This is a genomic window from Caenimonas terrae, assembly GCF_042655405.1.
GTDB classification, from domain to species: Bacteria; Pseudomonadota; Gammaproteobacteria; order Burkholderiales; family Burkholderiaceae_C; genus Ramlibacter; species Ramlibacter terrae_A.
In genome coordinates, this window is the sequence record NZ_JBHSMF010000009.1 from 290,800 (window position 1) to 305,813 (window position 15,014).

Here is a 15,014-nt window from a genome sequence, read left to right on the forward strand (position 1 = left end):
CCATCCCGGGGCGGCGGTCCGAGCACACGCCACCAAGAATGGTCTCCAACGACGCCAAAGAACTCTTCATCCAGGGCATCACCCGGGACGGGAAGACCTTCAGGCCCAGCGACTGGGCGGAGCGCCTGGCCGGCGTAATGAGCCAGTTCCGCCCCGGCGGCGCCCATCCCGGCAGCCATCTGAGCTATTCCCCCTGGTGCATTCCCACCGTGGTCAACGGCGTCAAGTGCGTCGTCGTCAACCGCGAGCTGCGCCAGCTGGAGCCGATGGCCTGGGACTTCGTGCTGCACTTTGCGCGCGACAACGACCTGCAGGTGGCCGAGGCCTGCCTGCTGCCGGATCCTCCGAAGAGCTAGTCAGTTGAGGACAGAGCGGCTCGCGCTCGCGCGCCGCCGGCCTGTCCCCAAGGTATTCGGGTGCCAGCAAAGCCGGGCCTTGCCCGGTTGTGCTTCGCCCAACAAAAAACCGCCCGAAGGCGGTTTTTTGCTTTGCTGGCAGCGCACCCGTACAAACGGCAGGCTGACGAATCAGCCTGGGCTGTTTGCCTGAAGCGTCAGGCGGCGGCCTGGGCCAGGGACAGAGCCTTGACCTTGGCGGACAGGCGGCTCTTGTCGCGAGCTGCCTTGTTCTTGTGGAAGATCTCCTTGTCGGCGACCTTGTCCACGATGGACTGGGCCTTGGCAAAGAGTTCGGTCGCCTTGGCCTTGTCGCCAGCGGCGACGGCCTTCTCGACGTTCTTCACCGCGGTGCGGTACTTGGAGCGCAGGGACGTGTTGGCTGCATTGAGCTTGACGTCCTGGCGTGCGCGTTTGCGGCCCGACGCGAGGCGGGGGTTCTTTTTCTTGGGTTTGGCTGAGGCCATGGTGTGAGTTCCTTGTGTTGAAGGATGATGCCAGCAAAGCCTTCCATTATAGGCGATCCCGTCATCCCGGCCGGCCAGGGGGAATCGGCCCGGGGGCGCGGGCTACACTCGGGCCGGTGTCCCTGCTCAAAGCCGCCTCCACCGTCTCCCTGCTGACCCTGGCTTCGCGCGTCACCGGCCTGGTGCGCGACGTCCTGATGAGTTCCGTGTTCGGCGTCAGTGCCCTCACCGACGCGTTCTACATCGCCTTCCGCATCCCCAACATGTTCCGCCGGGTGCTGGGGGAGGGCGCATTCAGCCAGGCCTTCGTCCCGGTTCTGTCCGCCACCCGGACGACCGACGGCGACGCCGGCGCCAAGAGCCTGGTGGACCACGTGGCTACGCTGCTGCTCTGGTCGCTGGTGGTCCTGTGCATCGCCGGCGTGCTGGGGGCGCCGCTGCTGGTCTGGGCGCTGGCCAGCGGACTGAAGAAAACGCCCCAGGCCTACGACGCGGCGGTCGTCATGACGCGCTGGATGTTCCCCTACATCGGCTTCATGTCGCTGGTGGCGCTGGCCGGCGGCATCCTGAACACCTGGAAGCGCTTCGCCGTGCCCGCCGCGTCGCCGGTGCTGCTGAACCTGGCCATGATCGGCACCATTGCACTGGGCGCGCCGTGGTTCCGCAGCCTCGGCATCGAGCCGATCTACGCGCTGTGCATCGGCGTGATGGGCGGCGGCGCGCTGCAGCTCGCCATCCAGCTGCCGGCGCTGCGCGCCATCGGCATGTGGCCGCGCATCGGGGCCACGGCTGCGGCCCTGCGCGAGGCCTGGGCCGACCCGGCCACCCGCAAGATCCTGGGGCTGATGCTGCCGGCCCTGCTGGGTGTCAGCGTGGCCCAGATTTCCCTGTTGATCAACACCCAGATCGCGTCTTACCTGCCGGCCGGCAGCGTGAGCTGGCTCAATTCGGCCGACCGCCTGATGGAATTCCCGACCGCGCTGCTGGGTGTTGCGCTGGGTGTGGTGCTGATGCCGCAGCTGGCGGCGGCGCGCGCCGGCGACGACCCCACGCGCTACTCCGCGATGCTGGACTGGGGACTGCGGCTGGTGGTGCTGCTGGCCGTTCCCTGCTCGGTGGCGCTGCTGGTGTTCGCCCGGCCGCTGGTCGCCACCCTGTTCCATTACGGCGCCTTCAAGGACACCGACGTCACCCAGGTGGCGCTGGCGCTGGGCGGCTATGGCACCGGCCTGCTCGGTCTGGTGGCGATCAAGGTGCTGGCCGCCGGCTACTACGCCAGCCACAACATGAAGACGCCGATGCGCATCGCGATCGTTTCCCTGGCGGTCACCCAGGCGCTCAATTTCGCGCTGGTGCCGCTGCTGGCCCATGCCGGCCTGGCGCTGTCGATCGGGCTGGGGGCGCTGCTCAACGCCGGCCTGCTGCTGGCCGGCCTGTTGCGGCGCGGCAGCTACCGGCCGCTTCCCGGCTGGGGCGTGTTCGCGCTGCAAGTGGTCGCCGGCAGCGCGCTGCTGGCGGTGTTCCTGATGTGGGGCGCCGCCAGCTTCCCGTGGACGGCGATGCGCGCGCAGCCGCTGCAGCGCGTGGGCCTGATGGCGTCCATGCTGCTTGGCGCGGGCGCTCTTTACTTCGTCGCGCTGGCGGCGGCCGGCCTGAAGCTGCGGCAGTTTGTCACGCGCTGAATGCGGGTGCGCGGCGGCCGGAACTTGACGGCCCCCGGCGCCTCCATTACAAAGATCTCATGCTGCTGAACTTGTCCGCTCCGACACCACTCGAGTACTTCAGCTCGCTGGTGCAGAGCGACGACCATTTTCCGCTGCTGGAAGCCGCCGCCAGCCTGGCGCAGGACGAATACCCGGACCTGGACGTGCAGCAGATCCTGGGCGACGTGGACCAGCTGCTGGCCCGCCTGAAGCGCCGGCTGCCGGCCGACGCGGCGCCCCTGCACCGGCTGCGGTCGCTCAACCAGTTCTTCTTCCGCGACCTCAGCTTCGGCGGCAACGTCAACGATTACTGCGATCCGGACAACAGCTACCTGAACGTGGTGCTGCGCACCCGGCGCGGCATCCAGATCTCGCTGGCCGTGCTGTGGATCGAACTGGCGCAGGGCCTGGGCCTTCATGCGCGGGGCGTGTGCTTTCCGGGCCACTTCATGGTCAAGGTCAACCTGCCCAAGGGCCAGGTGGTGATCGACCCGTTCACCGGCCAGTCGCTGTCGCGCGAGGAGCTGTCGGAGCGGCTGGAGCCGTACAAGCGCCGCAACGGCCTGGTCGACGAATTCGAGGTGCCGCTGGGGCTTTACCTGCAGGCGGCGCCGCCGCGCGACATCATCGTGCGCATGCTGCGCAACCTGAAGGAAATCCACCGCTCGCAGGAAGACTGGCAGCGCCTGATCGCGGTGCAGGACCGGCTGGTGATCCTGCTGCCCGATGCCTGGGCCGAATACCGGGACCGCGGGCTGGCCCATGCGGAGCAGGGCCACTCTGCGCAGGCCGTCGGCGACCTGGAAACCTATCTGGTGCACGCGCAGGACGCGCTGGACATCGACGCCATCGCCGACCGCGTGGCGGACCTGCGCCGCGCCCGCAGCTAGCGGCCCGGCGCCGGCCGCGGCCGCAGCGCCAGCAGGGCCAGGGCGCCCACCGCCAGCGCCGCGCCGGTCACGAAGGTCGTCCCCGGCCCCCGCAGGTCCCACAGCAGGCCGGCGACGCCGCTGGCGATCAGCAGGGCCACGCCGCTGACCAGGTTGAAGAAGCCGAAGGCGGTGCCGCGCAGGTCGTCCGGCGCGGTCTGCGCCACCAGCGTCGCCAGCAGGCCCTGGGTCATCGCCATGTGCAGGCCCCACAGCGCAATGCCGGCCCACAGCACCGGGCCGTCCGCGCGCCACGCGAGCAGCAGGTCGGCGGCCACCAGCGCCAGCATCCCGCCGGCCAGCAATGCGGTCTGGCTGACCTTGTCGGAGAGCTTGCCGAACGGATAGGCGCCGACCGAATACACCAGGCTCATCAGGATCAGCACCAGCGGCGTCCAGGCCAGCGCCAGCCCGCCCTGCTGGGCCCGCAGCACCAGGAAGGCTTCGCTGAAGCGGGCCAGCGTGAAGACCGCGCCGACGGCCACCACCCACCAGTAGTCGCGCCCCATGCGCTGCAGGTTGGCGTGCCGGATCGGGTTGGTCCGCTTCGCGCCCGGCGCCGGCGCCGGTTCGCGGATGGCGGTCGCCAGCAGCGCCACCGACAGCAATCCCGGCACCACCGCCACCCAGAAGACGGCGCGCACGTTGTTGGCCCACAGCAGCATCAGGCCGATGGCCAGCAGCGGGCCGAGGAAGGCGCCGACGGTGTCCAGCGACTGGCGCAGGCCGAAGGCGGCGCCGCGCATGCCCGGCGGGGCCAGGTCGGCCACCAGCGCGTCGCGCGGCGCGCCGCGGATGCCCTTGCCGACGCGATCGAGCAGGCGCGCCGTCACCACCAGCACCGGGCCGCCGGCCAGGGCGAACAGCGGCTTGGACAGGGCGCCCAGCCCGTAGCCGGCCACGGCCAGCGGCTTGCGCCGGCCCCAGTAGTCGCTGAGCACCCCGGAGAACACCTTGACGATCAGGGCGGTGGCCTCGGCCGCGCCCTCGATCAGGCCAACGGCCAGCGCGCTCATTCCCAGCGTGGTCACCATGAAGACCGGCAGCAGGCTGTGGATCATCTCGGAGGAGATGTCCATCAGCAGGCTGACGAAGCCCAGCACCCAGATGGCAGCGGGCAGCCGCCTGGCGCCCGCCGGCGTCGTGTCCATCGGGCTCAGCCGACGACCACGGCGGCGCCGGTGCCGCGGGCTGCGATGGCGCCGATCCGGTAGACCGTCTCGCCGCCTTCGCGCAAGGTTGCGGCGACCGCGTCGGCCTGCGCCGGGTCGACCACCACCACCATGCCGATGCCGTTGTTGAAGGTGCGGTTCATCTCGGTGTCGTCGATGCCGGCCGTCGCCTGCAGCCAGGCGAACAGCTCGGTCTGCGGCCAGCTGCCCTTGCGCAGGTGCGCCGCCGTGCCGTCGGGCAGCACGCGCGGGATGTTCTCCAGCAGGCCGCCGCCGGTGATGTGCGCCAGCGCCTTGATTCCCTGTCCTGAGCCTGTCGAAGGGGCCTGTCCTGAGCCTGTCGAAGGGGCCTGTCCTGAGCCTGTCGAAGGAGGATGCTTGGCCAGCGCCGCCAGCACGCTCTTGACGTACAGGCGGGTCGGCGCCATCAGCGCCTGCCGGAACGGCGCGCCGTCCAGCGTGGCGGGCGCGCCGGCGCCGCTGCGCTCGATGCACTTGCGCACCAGCGAAAAGCCGTTCGAATGGACGCCGCTGGAGGCCAGGCCGAGCACCACGTCGCCCGGCTTGACGTCCTTGCCGGTGAGGATCTTCGACTTCTCCACCGCGCCCACCGCAAAGCCGGCCAGGTCGTATTCGCCGGCCGGATACATGCCGGGCATTTCGGCCGTCTCGCCGCCGATCAGCGCGCAGCCGGAGAGTTCGCAGCCGCGGGCGATGCCGCCGATCACGGCCGCCGCCGTGTCCACATCGAGCTTGCCGCAGGCGAAGTAGTCCAAGAAGAACAGCGGCTCCGCCCCCTGCACCAGCACGTCGTTCACGCTCATCGCCACCAGGTCGATGCCGACGGTGTCGTGCATGTTCCACTCGAAGGCCAGCTTGAGCTTGGTGCCGACGCCGTCGGTGCCGCTCACCAGCACCGGCTCCTGGTAGCGCTTGGGCACCTCGAACAACGCCCCGAAGCCGCCGATGCCCGCCAGCACGCCCTCGCGCATCGTCTTTCGGGCCAGCGGCTTGATGCGCTCGACCAGCGCGTCGCCGGCATCGATGTCGACGCCGGCGTCTTTGTAGGAGAGGGGAGTTTGGGTCATGGAGTGGGGCTCGGGGGCGCCTGCGCGGGGCAGGCGGGCACGGCCCGATAGAATTTGCCTACATTTTAGCTACGCATGCAACCCACATCGACTCAGAAACGCGCGGCCGCCTGGATGCTGATCGCACTCCTGGCCGCGCTGGCCCTCTGGCTGCTGGGTCCGGTGATCACGCCGTTCGCCGTCGCCTCGGTGCTGGCCTATGCCCTGACGCCGCTGGTGGACCGCATCGACTCCCTGTGGAACGGACGGGTGCCGCGGGTGCTGGCGGTGATCCTGGTGGAACTGCTGTTCATCCTGGCGCTCTCGGGCATCGTGCTGATGACCGTGCCGATCCTGGCCAAGGAAATCCCGCTGATGCGCGAACAGCTGCCGCTGCTGGTGGACAAGCTCGACACCGTGCTGGCGCCGTGGCTGGCCCAATACGGCATCCACGTGGCGCTGGACGTGGGCAGCCTGAAGGCGCAGGTGCTCAAGTACCTCAACACCAACTACGAGGAGGCCTTCTATTCGCTGCTGGCCTCGCTCAAGCTGGGGGGCAGCGTGGCGCTGACCGTGGTGTTCAACGTGGTGCTGATCCCGGTGGCGCTGTTCTACCTGCTGATGGACTGGGACCGGTTCATCGCCAAGCTGCTGGAACTGGTGCCGCCCAACGCCCGGCCCAAGTTCGATTCCTTCACCCATGAGGCCGACCTGGTGCTGGGCCAGTACCTGCGCGGCCAGCTGCTGGTGATGCTGATCATGGCGATCTTCTACAGCACCGGGCTGGCGCTGTTCGGGCTGGACCTGGCGCTGCCGATCGGCTTCTTCACCGGGCTGGCGATGTTCATTCCGTACCTGGGCTTCGGCATCGGCCTGGGGCTGGCGCTGCTGGCCGGCGCGCTGCAGTTCGCCTCGGCCAAGGCGTTGGTGATGGTGGCCGTGGTCTATGGCACCGGCCAGGTGATCGAGGGCTTCTACGTCACGCCGCGCTTTGTCGGCGAACGCATCGGCCTGCATCCGCTGGCGGTCATCTTCGCGCTGCTGGCGTTCGCGCAGCTGTTCGGCTTCGTCGGCGTGCTGGTGGCGCTGCCGGCCAGCGCGGTGCTGCTGGTGGCGATCCGGCGGCTGCGGGTCGGCTACATGGCCAGCAAGCTGTACCAGTCATGAAGGCGTCCCGATGAAGCAGATCGCCCTGGACATCGGGCTGGCGCCCGGTCCGACGCTTTCGAGCTATTTCGCCGGCAGCAACGAGCCGGCGCTCAAGCACCTGCAGCTGTGGGCCGGCAGCCCGACCCGCTCGCCGGTGCCGACCTATCTGTGGGGCGAGAGCGCCTCGGGCAAGACCCACCTGCTCAAGGCGGTGGAGCATTCGCTGCGCGAACAGGGCGCCAGCGCCGGCTGGCTCGACGCCTCGGTCCACGAGCCGCCCGAATTCGACCCGGCCTGGGCGGTGGTGCTGCTGGACGACGTGCATCTGTACACCGCCGTGCAGCAGCATGCGGCCTTCAACTGGTTCGTCAACGCCCAGACCCACCAGCGGGGCGTGCTGGCCGCCGGGCTGCTGCCGCCGGCCGACCTGCAGCTGCGCGAAGACCTGCGCACCCGCCTGGGCTGGGGCCATGTGTTCCACCTGCAGGTGCTGCACGAGCCGGAGCGCCGCGCCGTGCTGCGCCAGGAGGCGGACGCCCGCGGCGTCTTCCTCGGCGACGACGTGATGGACTTCATGCTGACCCGCTTCTCGCGCGACCTGGGCAGCCTGGTGGCGCTGCTGGGCCGGCTCGATGGCTATGCGCTGCAGACCAAGCGCGCCATCACCATCCCCCTGATCAAGTCCATGCTGGAGAACGAGTGACTGCCAAGCCCGCCAGGAGCCGACTGGCCCTGTTCGATCTGGACCACACCCTGTTGCCGATCGATTCCGACTACGCCTGGGGCGTGTTCACCCAGGAGATCGGCTGGACCGACCCGGAGCTGTTCCGGCGCAAGAACGACGAGTTCTACCAGCACTACAAGGCCGGCACGCTGGACATCCACGAGTACGTGCGCTTCGCCACCGATGCGGTGCGGCAGAAGGGTCCCGTGGAGGCCGCCGCCGCCCACGACCGCTTCATGCGGGAGGTGGTGCAGCCGCACCTGCTGGAGGAGTCGATCGCGCTGGTGCGGCGCCACCAGCAGGCCGGCGACGAGGTGGTGATCGTCACCGCCACCAACGAATTCGTCACCTGGGCCATCGCGCAGGCCTTCGGCGTCACCGAGCTGATCGCCGTCGAACTGGAGCGCGACGGCGACGGCTGGATCACCGGCGCCATCCGCGGCGTGCCCTCGGCCCGCGAAGGCAAGGTGACGCGGGTGGAGCAGTGGCTGGCCGCCACCGGCCGCGGCTGGGGCGACGTCGAGACCACCTTCTATTCCGATTCCTTCAATGACCTGCCGCTGCTGGAGAAGGTCGACCACCCGGTCGCCACCAATCCGGACGACCGGCTAAGGGCCGTCGCGCAGCAGCGCGGCTGGCGCATACTCGACCTGTTTGACAAGAAATGATCAAGAAATTCATCGACAAGCTGCTGGGGAAATCCGCCAGTTCAGCCAGTAAGAACCGCTTCGGCAAGCGCCAGGAAGTGGGACCCGAGGAGCACGGCATCAACCCCGCGCTGGTGGACGAGCGGGCCCTGAACGTGGTGCACACCCTCAAGCAGGCCGGCTTCGAGGCCTACATCGTGGGCGGCGCCGTGCGCGACCTGCTGGTGGGCCTGCGCCCGAAGGACTTCGACGTCGCCACCGACGCCACGCCCGAGCAGGTCAAGGGCCTGTTCCGGCGCGCCTTCATCATCGGCCGGCGTTTCCGCATCGTCCACGTCGTCTATGGCCGCGGGCGCGAGCACGAGGTGATCGAGGTTTCCACCTTCCGCGCCTACATGGACAACGCCGCCGCCGAACAGGTGGCCGGCAACGAGAAGACCAGCAAGAGCGAGCTCGCCGGCATGAAGCACGCGGTTGATTCCACCGGCCGGGTGCTGCGCGACAACGTCTGGGGCCCGCAGGAGGAAGACGCCACCCGCCGCGACTTCACCGTCAACGCGATGTACTACGACCCCGAGACCCAGATCGTGGTGGATTACCACAACGGCATCAAGGACGCCAAGAAGCTGACGCTGCGCATGATCGGCGACCCGGCCACGCGCTACCGCGAAGACCCGGTGCGCATCATCCGCGCCGTGCGCTTCGCCGCCAAGCTCAATCCGCTGGGCTTCAAGCTCGACCCGAAGACGGCGGCGCCGCTGGTGCAGTCGCAGGCGCTGCTGGCCGACGTGCCGCAGAGCCGGCTGTTCGACGAGATGCTCAAGCTGCTGCAGACCGGCCATTCGCTGGCCACCATCGAGCAGCTCAAGGGCCTGGGCATGGCGCGCGGCATCTACCCGCTGCTGGACGTGGTGGTGGAACGCGCCGACGAGCCCTTCGTGAAGGCGGCGCTGCAGGACACCGACCGCCGGGTCGGCGAGAGCAAGCCGGTGGCGCCCAGCTTCCTGCTGGCCTGCGTGCTGTGGGCCGACGTGCGCGACGGCTGGGCCCAGCGCCTGGAGAAGAAGCAGCATCCGTTTCCGGCGCTGCAGGATGCGATCGACGACGTCTTCAATGCGCGCATCGGCGATGTCTCGGGCCGCGGCAAGCTGGCGGCCGACATGCGCGAGATCTGGATGATGCAGCCGCGCTTCGAAAAGCGCATCGGCAGCACGCCGTTCAGCCTGGTGGAGCAGCCGCGCTTCCGTGCCGGCTTCGACTTCATGCGGCTGCGCGCCGACGTCGGCGAGGTGGACGTGGTGCTGGCCGACTGGTGGCAGGAATTCAGCCAGGCCAGCGACGCGGTGCGCGAGGACCTGGTGGTCCAGGCGCGCGAGGAACAGGGCAAGGGCCAGCGCCGGGTGCGCGTGCCCAAGCCGCCGGTGGCGGCGCCGCGGGCCGACGACACCCCGGGCCGCTGGCCGTCCGCGTTCGCGCAGCGCGACGAAGATGCTGACGGCGGCGACAACGCCGACGAGGACGAGGGCCGGCCGCAGGACGGCGCCGAGGGCGCTTCCGCCGATGCGCCGCGCAAGCGCCGCCGGCGCCGCCGCAAGCCGGCCGGCGAGGGTGCAGCGCCCCGGCCGCCCGGCGACAGCGGCGGCCAGTAGGCGATGCAGGGCGCGCCGCAACGCGAGCCCGTCAGCGCCTGGATCGGGCTGGGCGCCAATCTGGGCGATGCGCGGCAGGCCGTGCTCGATGCGATGGACGCGATCGGCGCCGTGCCCGGCACCGCCGTCACGCAGCGCTCGTCCCTGTACCGCAGCGCCCCGCTGGAGGCCGGCGGACCCGACTACATCAATGCCGTCGTCGAAGTGCGCACCGCGCTGACCGCGCCCGAGCTGCTGGCGCAGCTGCAGCGCATCGAGCAGGGCGCCGGCCGCACCCGGCCCTACCGCAACGCGCCGCGTACGCTGGACCTGGACCTGCTGCTGTTCGGCGCCGGCTCGATCGCCAGCGCGCGGCTGACGGTGCCGCACCCGCGCCTGCAGGAGCGCGCCTTCGTGCTGCTGCCGCTGGCCGAGATCGCGCCGCAGGCGGTGCCGGCCGAAGCGCTGGCGGCCGTTACCTCCCAGGTCATTGCCCGCGTGACGTAGCGCGCCGACGATGGAGGCCTCACCACAAGGAGGTCTTCATGAGCGACACCGGCCTGATTGCAATTGCCTGCGGGCTGATCATCGGTTTCGGCGCCATCGGCGCCTGCCTGGGCATCGGCGTGATGGGCGGCCGCTTCATCGACGGCGCGGTCCGCCAGCCCGAGCTCATGGAACCGCTGCAGGTCAAGATGTTCCTGCTGACGGGACTGATCGACGCCAACTTCCTGATCGGCGTCGGCGTGGCGATGATGTTCGTCTTCGCCAACCCGTTCGGCAAGTAGCCGCTAGAACCAGCCGACCAGGCCCGACTGCTTGGCGTTCTGGGGATTGGAGCCGGCGGCCCGCACCCGGTCCAGCGCCTCGGCCTGGTCCAGCCCCAGCGCCTTGAGCACGCAGGCCGCCGCGGTGCCGGTGCGGCCCAGGCCGGCGGCGCAATGCAGCATCACCGCGTCGCCCTGGCGCAGCGATTGCGCGATGCGGGCGATCTCGCGCCGGAACCCGGGCGGATCGTCCGGCAGTCCGAAGTTGGGCATCGGCAGGTTCTGCCAGCGAAACGGCAGCCGGCCCTGGTCCAGCGCCGCGTGGTAGGCCGGCGAGAGTTCGGCCACTTCCTGCCGCGGCGTCAGGCACACCACCAGCGCCAGCCCGGCACGCCGGGCCTCGCTGTCGAACGCATGCCACGGCACGCAGCGGCCCGGCATGGAGGAGAGCCAGAGCGTGCCCGGGACATCGGGCGGCAGGGCGACGGGACGCAGCGTCATGCCGCGATTTTCCATCGCACGCCCGGCTACTGCGCGCCGCCGGAGCGCTTTTTGAGCACCTCGACTTCGCTCACCGCGGCCGCGCGGTTCCCCCACGAGGTGCGCAGGTGGGTCAGCACGGCGGCGACGTCGGCGTCGCTGAGCAGCAGCACGTAAGGCGGCATGCCGTACGGCCGCGGGTTGCCGGCGGTGGCCGGCGGGAAGCCGCCGTACATCACCACCTGCACCAGGTTGGAGGTTTCCTTCAGCTGCACCGCCCGGTTGCCGGCCAGCGGCGGATAGGCGCCGGCCACGCCCTGTCCCTGGTCGCCGTGGCACTGCGCGCAATGGTGTTCGTAGAGCTTGGCGCCGCGCTGCGCCTTGCCGGCGTCCACGGCGACCGCCGCTGGCGGCGGCGCCGTCGCCGTCGGCACCAGCCCCTTCATGAACACCGCCATGGCGCGCAGGTCGTCGGCGTTCCAGTGCTGGGTGCTGTTGAACACCACCTCGGCCATCGGCCCGAGCACGAAGCCCCGGGGCGAGATGCCGGTCTGCATCACCCGCACCACGTGCTCCAGCGGCCAGTCGGCCACGCCGGCCTCGGCCGCCGAGGTGAGCGATGGCGCATACCAGTTCTGCATCGGAATCAGGCCGCCCGACAGGTCCAGCATGTCGCTGCTGGCCCCCAGGGCATTGCGCTGCGTGTGGCAGGCGGAGCAGTGGCCCAGCCCGTCCACCAGGTAGGCGCCGCGGTTCCAGTCCGCCGAGCGGGCCGAATCCTGGACGTAGAGCGCCGGCCGGAAGTACAGCGCCCGCCACACCGCCAGCGCCGCCTGGGTGTTGAACGGCCAGTCCAGCGCGTGCGCCTTGTTCTGCTGTTTCGCCGGCGGCTGGCTGCGCAGGTAGTCGAACAGCGCGTCCGAATCGGCGCGCGTCACCATCGTGTAGTTGGGATAGGGAAAGGCCGGGTACAGCAGCCGGCCGTCGCGCGAGCGGCCGTTGTGCAGCGCGCGCCAGAACTGGCCGGCCGACCAGTTGCCCAGGCCGGTGGCCGGGTCCGGTGTGAGGTTGGACGAATAGAGGATGCCGAACGGCGTTTCGATGCCGCGCCCGCCGGCGTACGGCACGCCGCCGCGCGCCGTGTGGCAGCCGGCGCAGTTGCCCAGGCTGGCGAGGTAGGCGCCGCGCGTGACCTGCTGGGCGACCGGCGCCGCGGCCGGCGGCGAATCGTCGATCTTGTCCTCGCCGCGCACGTTCAGGTACCAGACCAGTGCCAGCAGCACTGCCACGCCCACCAACAGGCCGAGCAGCAGCCGTTTCATGGCGCCTGCCTCCCGGCCGGCAGGCTGGCGCTGCCGCAGGCGATCTCGGGCGGCTTCGGCAGCGAGGCGGCGGGATGGCTGTTCGCGCCCGGAACCTGCTGCGACAGCCAGGTTGCCACCGCGGTGATCTCGTCGGGCGCCAGCCGCCTGGCGACGTCGGCCATGCAGTCCGGCGCATGGGCGCGGCGCTGGCCGGTGCGCCAGGCACCGAGCTGGCTGGCGATGTAGTCGCGCGGCAGGCCGATCAGGCCCGGCGTGTTGGGCTGCACGCCGGTCAGCGCCGGCCCGTGGCACAGCGCGCAGGCCGGGATGCCGCGCTGCGGATCGCCCTGGAGCGTCAGCGACTGTCCCTGCTGCAACAGCGCCGGACTCGCCGCCGTCGCATGCGGCTGCACGTAGGGCAGGTCGAGCGCGGCGAAATACTGCGCGATCTCCAGCAGGTAGGCCTGCGACAGCGGATCGACCAGCCGCGTCATCAGCCCGTAGTGGCGGCGGCCGTCGCGGAAGTTCAGCAACTGGTTGTACAGGTAGCCGGCCGGCTTGCCGGCAATCCGCGGGTAGTAGCCGTCCGGGCCGGCCCGGCCTTCCTTGCCGTGGCAGGCGCTGCAGGCCAGGGTGCGCTGGGCCATGCTGTCCTCGAACACGGGGGCCGCGGCGGCGAGACTGGTGCCGGCGGCCAGCAGCACGGCGAAGAGAATGCGTTTCACGATCAGTGGAATCATGCCACCGCGAGTGTCCGCGTGCGGTCCCCGGGCGCTAGCGCGAGGGCAGCGAATCGAATTGCAGCAGCACGTCCGATTGCGGATAGGCCACGCACGGCAGGATGAAACCTTGCGCCTTTTCTTCCGCCAGCAGGCCCGGCCACGCGATGCGGTAGGAGACGCGGCCCTCGGCCAGCAAGCAGATGCAGGTGCGGCAGCTGCCGTTGCGGCAGGAGTTGGGCAGATCCAGGCCGGCGGCGGCAGCCGACAGCAAGAGCGGCTGCTGCGCCGGTGCGTCGAAGGCCGCGCCGCCCGGCTGGATCCGGGCCCGGAAGGTCGGCGTGGTCGGCGTCATCGGCCCCGGGTCGGTCATGGCCCATCATAATCAGCGCCCACATCACCGATTTCGAGATTCCATGCCCAGCTACAAGGTCCGCCCTGCCGTCGACAGCGACGCCGATGCCATCGCCGCGGTCCACGCCGCTTCCTCCCGCGCCGCCTATGAAGGCCTGGTTCCGGACCAGCACGAAACCCTGCCGATGGAAAAGCGCCGCGCGTTCTGGCGCGACGCCATCGAATACAGCGAGCCGCAGGTCCACGTCGCGATCGACGAAGAGGGCGCGCTGGTCGGCTTCGCCGGCTTCGACCGCTCGCGCGATCCCAAGTCCAAGCCCACCACCGGCGAGATCTGGGCGCTGTACGTGCTGCCTTCGCACTGGAACAAGGGCGCCGGCCTGGCGCTGTGGGACGCGACCCGCGAAGGCCTGATCGAGGAGGGCTGCACCGAGGTGACGCTCTGGATCCCGCTGCTGAACACGCGCGCCATCCGCTTTTGCGAACTGGCCGGCTTCAAGCGCGAGAACAACACGGCCAAGACGGCGGTGATCGGCGGCGTGAAGCTGGAGGAAATCCGGCTCAAGCGCAAGCTCGACTGAGGTCCGATGGCCTCCAGCCTGCTCGCGCTGATCGACGACATCGCCACGCTGCTGGACGACGTCGGCGTGCTGACCAAGGTGGCGGCGCAGAAGACGGCCGGCGTGCTGGGCGACGACCTGGCGCTCAATGCGCAGCAGGTCAGCGGCGTCAGCGCCGACCGGGAACTGCCGGTGGTCTGGGCGGTGGCCCGCGGCTCCTTCGTCAACAAGGCGATCCTGGTGCCGGTGGCGGTGGCGCTCAGCGCGCTGGCACCGTGGGCCGTCACACCGCTGCTGATGGCCGGCGGCGCCTTCCTGTGCTTCGAGGGCTTCGAGAAGCTGGCCCACCGGCTGCTGCACAGCAAGCACGAAGACGATGCGCAGCACAAGCTCCTGACCGAGGCGCTGGCCGATCCCGCGGTGGACCTGTGCGCGCTGGAGAAGGACAAGATCAAGGGCGCGGTGCGCACCGATTTCATCCTGTCGGCAGAGATCATCGCGATCACGCTCGGCACCGTGGCCGACAGCGACATCGTCACGCGGCTCACGGTGCTGTCGCTGATCGCAGTGGTGATGACGGTGGGCGTCTACGGCATCGTCGCGGGCATCGTCAAGCTCGACGACCTGGGCCTGTACCTCACGCGCAAGGCCGGCGCCGCCCGTGCGGTGGGCGCGGCCATCCTGCGCGCCGCGCCGTGGTTGATGAAGTCCCTGTCGGTCGCCGGCACCGCCGCGATGTTCCTGGTCGGCGGCGGCATCCTGGCGCATGGCTTCACGCCCCTGGGCCACGCGATCGAGGGCATCGCGCCAGGGCCGGCCCATGGCGTGGTCAAGCTCGCGCTCAGCGTGCTGGTCGGCATGGTGGCCGGCGCCGTGGTGCTGGGCGTCGTCACGCTGGCGCAGCGCCTGTTCGGGCGCGGCAAGGCCGCGGCAGCGTGACCCAGCAAGC

General features: G+C 70.0%; 18 protein-coding genes. 11 read left to right on the top strand and 7 right to left on the bottom strand.

The annotated features are described in order from the left end of the window. The first annotated feature begins 38 nt into the window (after positions 1 to 38). On the top strand, positions 39 to 356 hold the full coding sequence (locus tag ACFPOE_RS15050; protein ID WP_376850942.1) for a DUF3579 domain-containing protein: 318 nt from the start codon (positions 39 to 41) through the stop codon (positions 354 to 356). Positions 357 to 553: 197 nt separating this feature from the next. Here ACFPOE_RS15050 and rpsT read toward each other — a convergent pair whose 3' ends face one another. Continuing rightward, positions 554 to 862, bottom strand: coding sequence for a 30S ribosomal protein S20 (gene rpsT / locus ACFPOE_RS15055; RefSeq protein ID WP_376850943.1), 309 nt, complete (start codon positions 860 to 862; stop codon positions 554 to 556). Between the two features lie 116 nt (positions 863 to 978). On the opposite strand from rpsT, the gene murJ reads away from it, so the two are divergent. Further along, positions 979 to 2,544 (top strand): murein biosynthesis integral membrane protein MurJ, encoded by a 1,566-nt coding sequence (gene murJ, locus ACFPOE_RS15060; RefSeq protein WP_376850944.1) that lies wholly within the window; start codon positions 979 to 981, stop codon positions 2,542 to 2,544. A gap of 59 nt (positions 2,545 to 2,603) precedes the next feature. Further along, a complete protein-coding gene (locus tag ACFPOE_RS15065; RefSeq protein WP_376850945.1) occupies positions 2,604 to 3,455 on the top strand; it encodes a SirB1 family protein in 852 nt (283 codons plus the stop codon). On the opposite strand, the gene ACFPOE_RS15070 is transcribed toward ACFPOE_RS15065, so the two are convergent. Continuing rightward, on the bottom strand, positions 3,452 to 4,645 hold the full coding sequence (locus ACFPOE_RS15070; RefSeq protein WP_376850946.1) for an MFS transporter: 1,194 nt from the start codon (positions 4,643 to 4,645) through the stop codon (positions 3,452 to 3,454). The two genes, ACFPOE_RS15065 and ACFPOE_RS15070, sit on opposite strands and share 4 nt — an antisense overlap. A gap of 5 nt (positions 4,646 to 4,650) precedes the next feature. Continuing rightward, a complete protein-coding gene (gene purM / locus ACFPOE_RS15075) occupies positions 4,651 to 5,754 on the bottom strand; it encodes a phosphoribosylformylglycinamidine cyclo-ligase (protein WP_376850947.1) in 1,104 nt (367 codons plus the stop codon). A gap of 75 nt (positions 5,755 to 5,829) precedes the next feature. Here purM and ACFPOE_RS15080 point away from each other — a divergent pair, with 75 nt between their 5' ends. The 6 genes from ACFPOE_RS15080 to atpE are packed head-to-tail and all read left to right on the top strand — an operon-like array spanning position 5,830 to position 10,669. Further along, positions 5,830 to 6,900, top strand: a complete 1,071-nt coding sequence (locus ACFPOE_RS15080; RefSeq protein WP_376850948.1) for an AI-2E family transporter — start codon at positions 5,830 to 5,832, stop codon at positions 6,898 to 6,900. A 10-nt stretch (positions 6,901 to 6,910) separates the two neighbouring features. Further along, a complete protein-coding gene (gene hda / locus ACFPOE_RS15085; RefSeq protein WP_376850949.1) occupies positions 6,911 to 7,585 on the top strand; it encodes a DnaA regulatory inactivator Hda in 675 nt (224 codons plus the stop codon). Further along, complete coding sequence (locus tag ACFPOE_RS15090; RefSeq protein ID WP_376850950.1) at positions 7,582 to 8,274, top strand: histidinol-phosphatase; 693 nt, start codon at positions 7,582 to 7,584, stop codon at positions 8,272 to 8,274. The genes hda and ACFPOE_RS15090 overlap by 4 nt, the downstream gene beginning before the upstream one ends. Then, positions 8,271 to 9,902, top strand: coding sequence for a polynucleotide adenylyltransferase PcnB (gene pcnB / locus ACFPOE_RS15095; protein WP_376850951.1), 1,632 nt, complete (start codon positions 8,271 to 8,273; stop codon positions 9,900 to 9,902). The genes ACFPOE_RS15090 and pcnB overlap by 4 nt, the downstream gene beginning before the upstream one ends. 3 nt (positions 9,903 to 9,905) lie before the next feature. After that, entirely contained in the window at positions 9,906 to 10,388 is a 483-nt protein-coding gene (folK, locus tag ACFPOE_RS15100; RefSeq protein WP_376850952.1) for a 2-amino-4-hydroxy-6-hydroxymethyldihydropteridine diphosphokinase, read from the top strand. Between the two features lie 38 nt (positions 10,389 to 10,426). After that, positions 10,427 to 10,669, top strand: coding sequence for a F0F1 ATP synthase subunit C (gene atpE / locus ACFPOE_RS15105; protein WP_376850953.1), 243 nt, complete (start codon positions 10,427 to 10,429; stop codon positions 10,667 to 10,669). A 3-nt stretch (positions 10,670 to 10,672) separates the two neighbouring features. Here atpE and ACFPOE_RS15110 read toward each other — a convergent pair whose 3' ends face one another. The 4 genes from ACFPOE_RS15110 to ACFPOE_RS15125 are packed head-to-tail and all read right to left on the bottom strand — an operon-like array spanning position 10,673 to position 13,524. Next, positions 10,673 to 11,149 (bottom strand): protein-tyrosine phosphatase family protein, encoded by a 477-nt coding sequence (locus ACFPOE_RS15110; protein ID WP_376850954.1) that lies wholly within the window; start codon positions 11,147 to 11,149, stop codon positions 10,673 to 10,675. Between the two features lie 26 nt (positions 11,150 to 11,175). Next, positions 11,176 to 12,450, bottom strand: a complete 1,275-nt coding sequence (locus ACFPOE_RS15115) for a c-type cytochrome (RefSeq protein ID WP_376850955.1) — start codon at positions 12,448 to 12,450, stop codon at positions 11,176 to 11,178. Continuing rightward, a complete protein-coding gene (locus tag ACFPOE_RS15120; protein ID WP_376850956.1) occupies positions 12,447 to 13,172 on the bottom strand; it encodes a c-type cytochrome in 726 nt (241 codons plus the stop codon). The genes ACFPOE_RS15115 and ACFPOE_RS15120 overlap by 4 nt, the downstream gene beginning before the upstream one ends. 34 nt (positions 13,173 to 13,206) lie before the next feature. Further along, positions 13,207 to 13,524 (bottom strand): 2Fe-2S iron-sulfur cluster-binding protein, encoded by a 318-nt coding sequence (locus ACFPOE_RS15125; protein WP_376850957.1) that lies wholly within the window; start codon positions 13,522 to 13,524, stop codon positions 13,207 to 13,209. Between the two features lie 43 nt (positions 13,525 to 13,567). Here ACFPOE_RS15125 and ACFPOE_RS15130 point away from each other — a divergent pair, with 43 nt between their 5' ends. Next, positions 13,568 to 14,086, top strand: coding sequence for a GNAT family N-acetyltransferase (locus ACFPOE_RS15130; protein WP_376850958.1), 519 nt, complete (start codon positions 13,568 to 13,570; stop codon positions 14,084 to 14,086). A gap of 6 nt (positions 14,087 to 14,092) precedes the next feature. After that, positions 14,093 to 15,004 (top strand): DUF808 domain-containing protein, encoded by a 912-nt coding sequence (locus ACFPOE_RS15135; protein ID WP_376850959.1) that lies wholly within the window; start codon positions 14,093 to 14,095, stop codon positions 15,002 to 15,004. Positions 15,005 to 15,014 lie beyond the last annotated feature (10 nt).

Excerpts from the sequence above, each read along its gene's own strand:
- ACFPOE_RS15050 (WP_376850942.1), top strand. The coding sequence starts at position 39 with ATGGTCTCCAACGACGCCAAAGAACTCTTCATCCAGGGCATCACCCGG.
- rpsT (WP_376850943.1), bottom strand. The coding sequence starts at position 862 with ATGGCCTCAGCCAAACCCAAGAAAAAGAACCCCCGCCTCGCGTCGGGC.
- ACFPOE_RS15065 (WP_376850945.1), top strand. The coding sequence starts at position 2,604 with ATGCTGCTGAACTTGTCCGCTCCGACACCACTCGAGTACTTCAGCTCG.
- ACFPOE_RS15070 (WP_376850946.1), bottom strand. The coding sequence starts at position 4,645 with ATGGACACGACGCCGGCGGGCGCCAGGCGGCTGCCCGCTGCCATCTGG.
- purM (WP_376850947.1), bottom strand. The coding sequence starts at position 5,754 with ATGACCCAAACTCCCCTCTCCTACAAAGACGCCGGCGTCGACATCGAT.
- ACFPOE_RS15080 (WP_376850948.1), top strand. The coding sequence starts at position 5,830 with ATGCAACCCACATCGACTCAGAAACGCGCGGCCGCCTGGATGCTGATC.
- hda (WP_376850949.1), top strand. The coding sequence starts at position 6,911 with ATGAAGCAGATCGCCCTGGACATCGGGCTGGCGCCCGGTCCGACGCTT.
- pcnB (WP_376850951.1), top strand. The coding sequence starts at position 8,271 with ATGATCAAGAAATTCATCGACAAGCTGCTGGGGAAATCCGCCAGTTCA.
- folK (WP_376850952.1), top strand. The coding sequence starts at position 9,906 with ATGCAGGGCGCGCCGCAACGCGAGCCCGTCAGCGCCTGGATCGGGCTG.
- atpE (WP_376850953.1), top strand. The coding sequence starts at position 10,427 with ATGAGCGACACCGGCCTGATTGCAATTGCCTGCGGGCTGATCATCGGT.
- ACFPOE_RS15110 (WP_376850954.1), bottom strand. The coding sequence starts at position 11,149 with ATGACGCTGCGTCCCGTCGCCCTGCCGCCCGATGTCCCGGGCACGCTC.
- ACFPOE_RS15115 (WP_376850955.1), bottom strand. The coding sequence starts at position 12,450 with ATGAAACGGCTGCTGCTCGGCCTGTTGGTGGGCGTGGCAGTGCTGCTG.
- ACFPOE_RS15120 (WP_376850956.1), bottom strand. The coding sequence starts at position 13,172 with ATGATTCCACTGATCGTGAAACGCATTCTCTTCGCCGTGCTGCTGGCC.
- ACFPOE_RS15125 (WP_376850957.1), bottom strand. The coding sequence starts at position 13,524 with ATGACCGACCCGGGGCCGATGACGCCGACCACGCCGACCTTCCGGGCC.
- ACFPOE_RS15130 (WP_376850958.1), top strand. The coding sequence starts at position 13,568 with ATGCCCAGCTACAAGGTCCGCCCTGCCGTCGACAGCGACGCCGATGCC.
- ACFPOE_RS15135 (WP_376850959.1), top strand. The coding sequence starts at position 14,093 with ATGGCCTCCAGCCTGCTCGCGCTGATCGACGACATCGCCACGCTGCTG.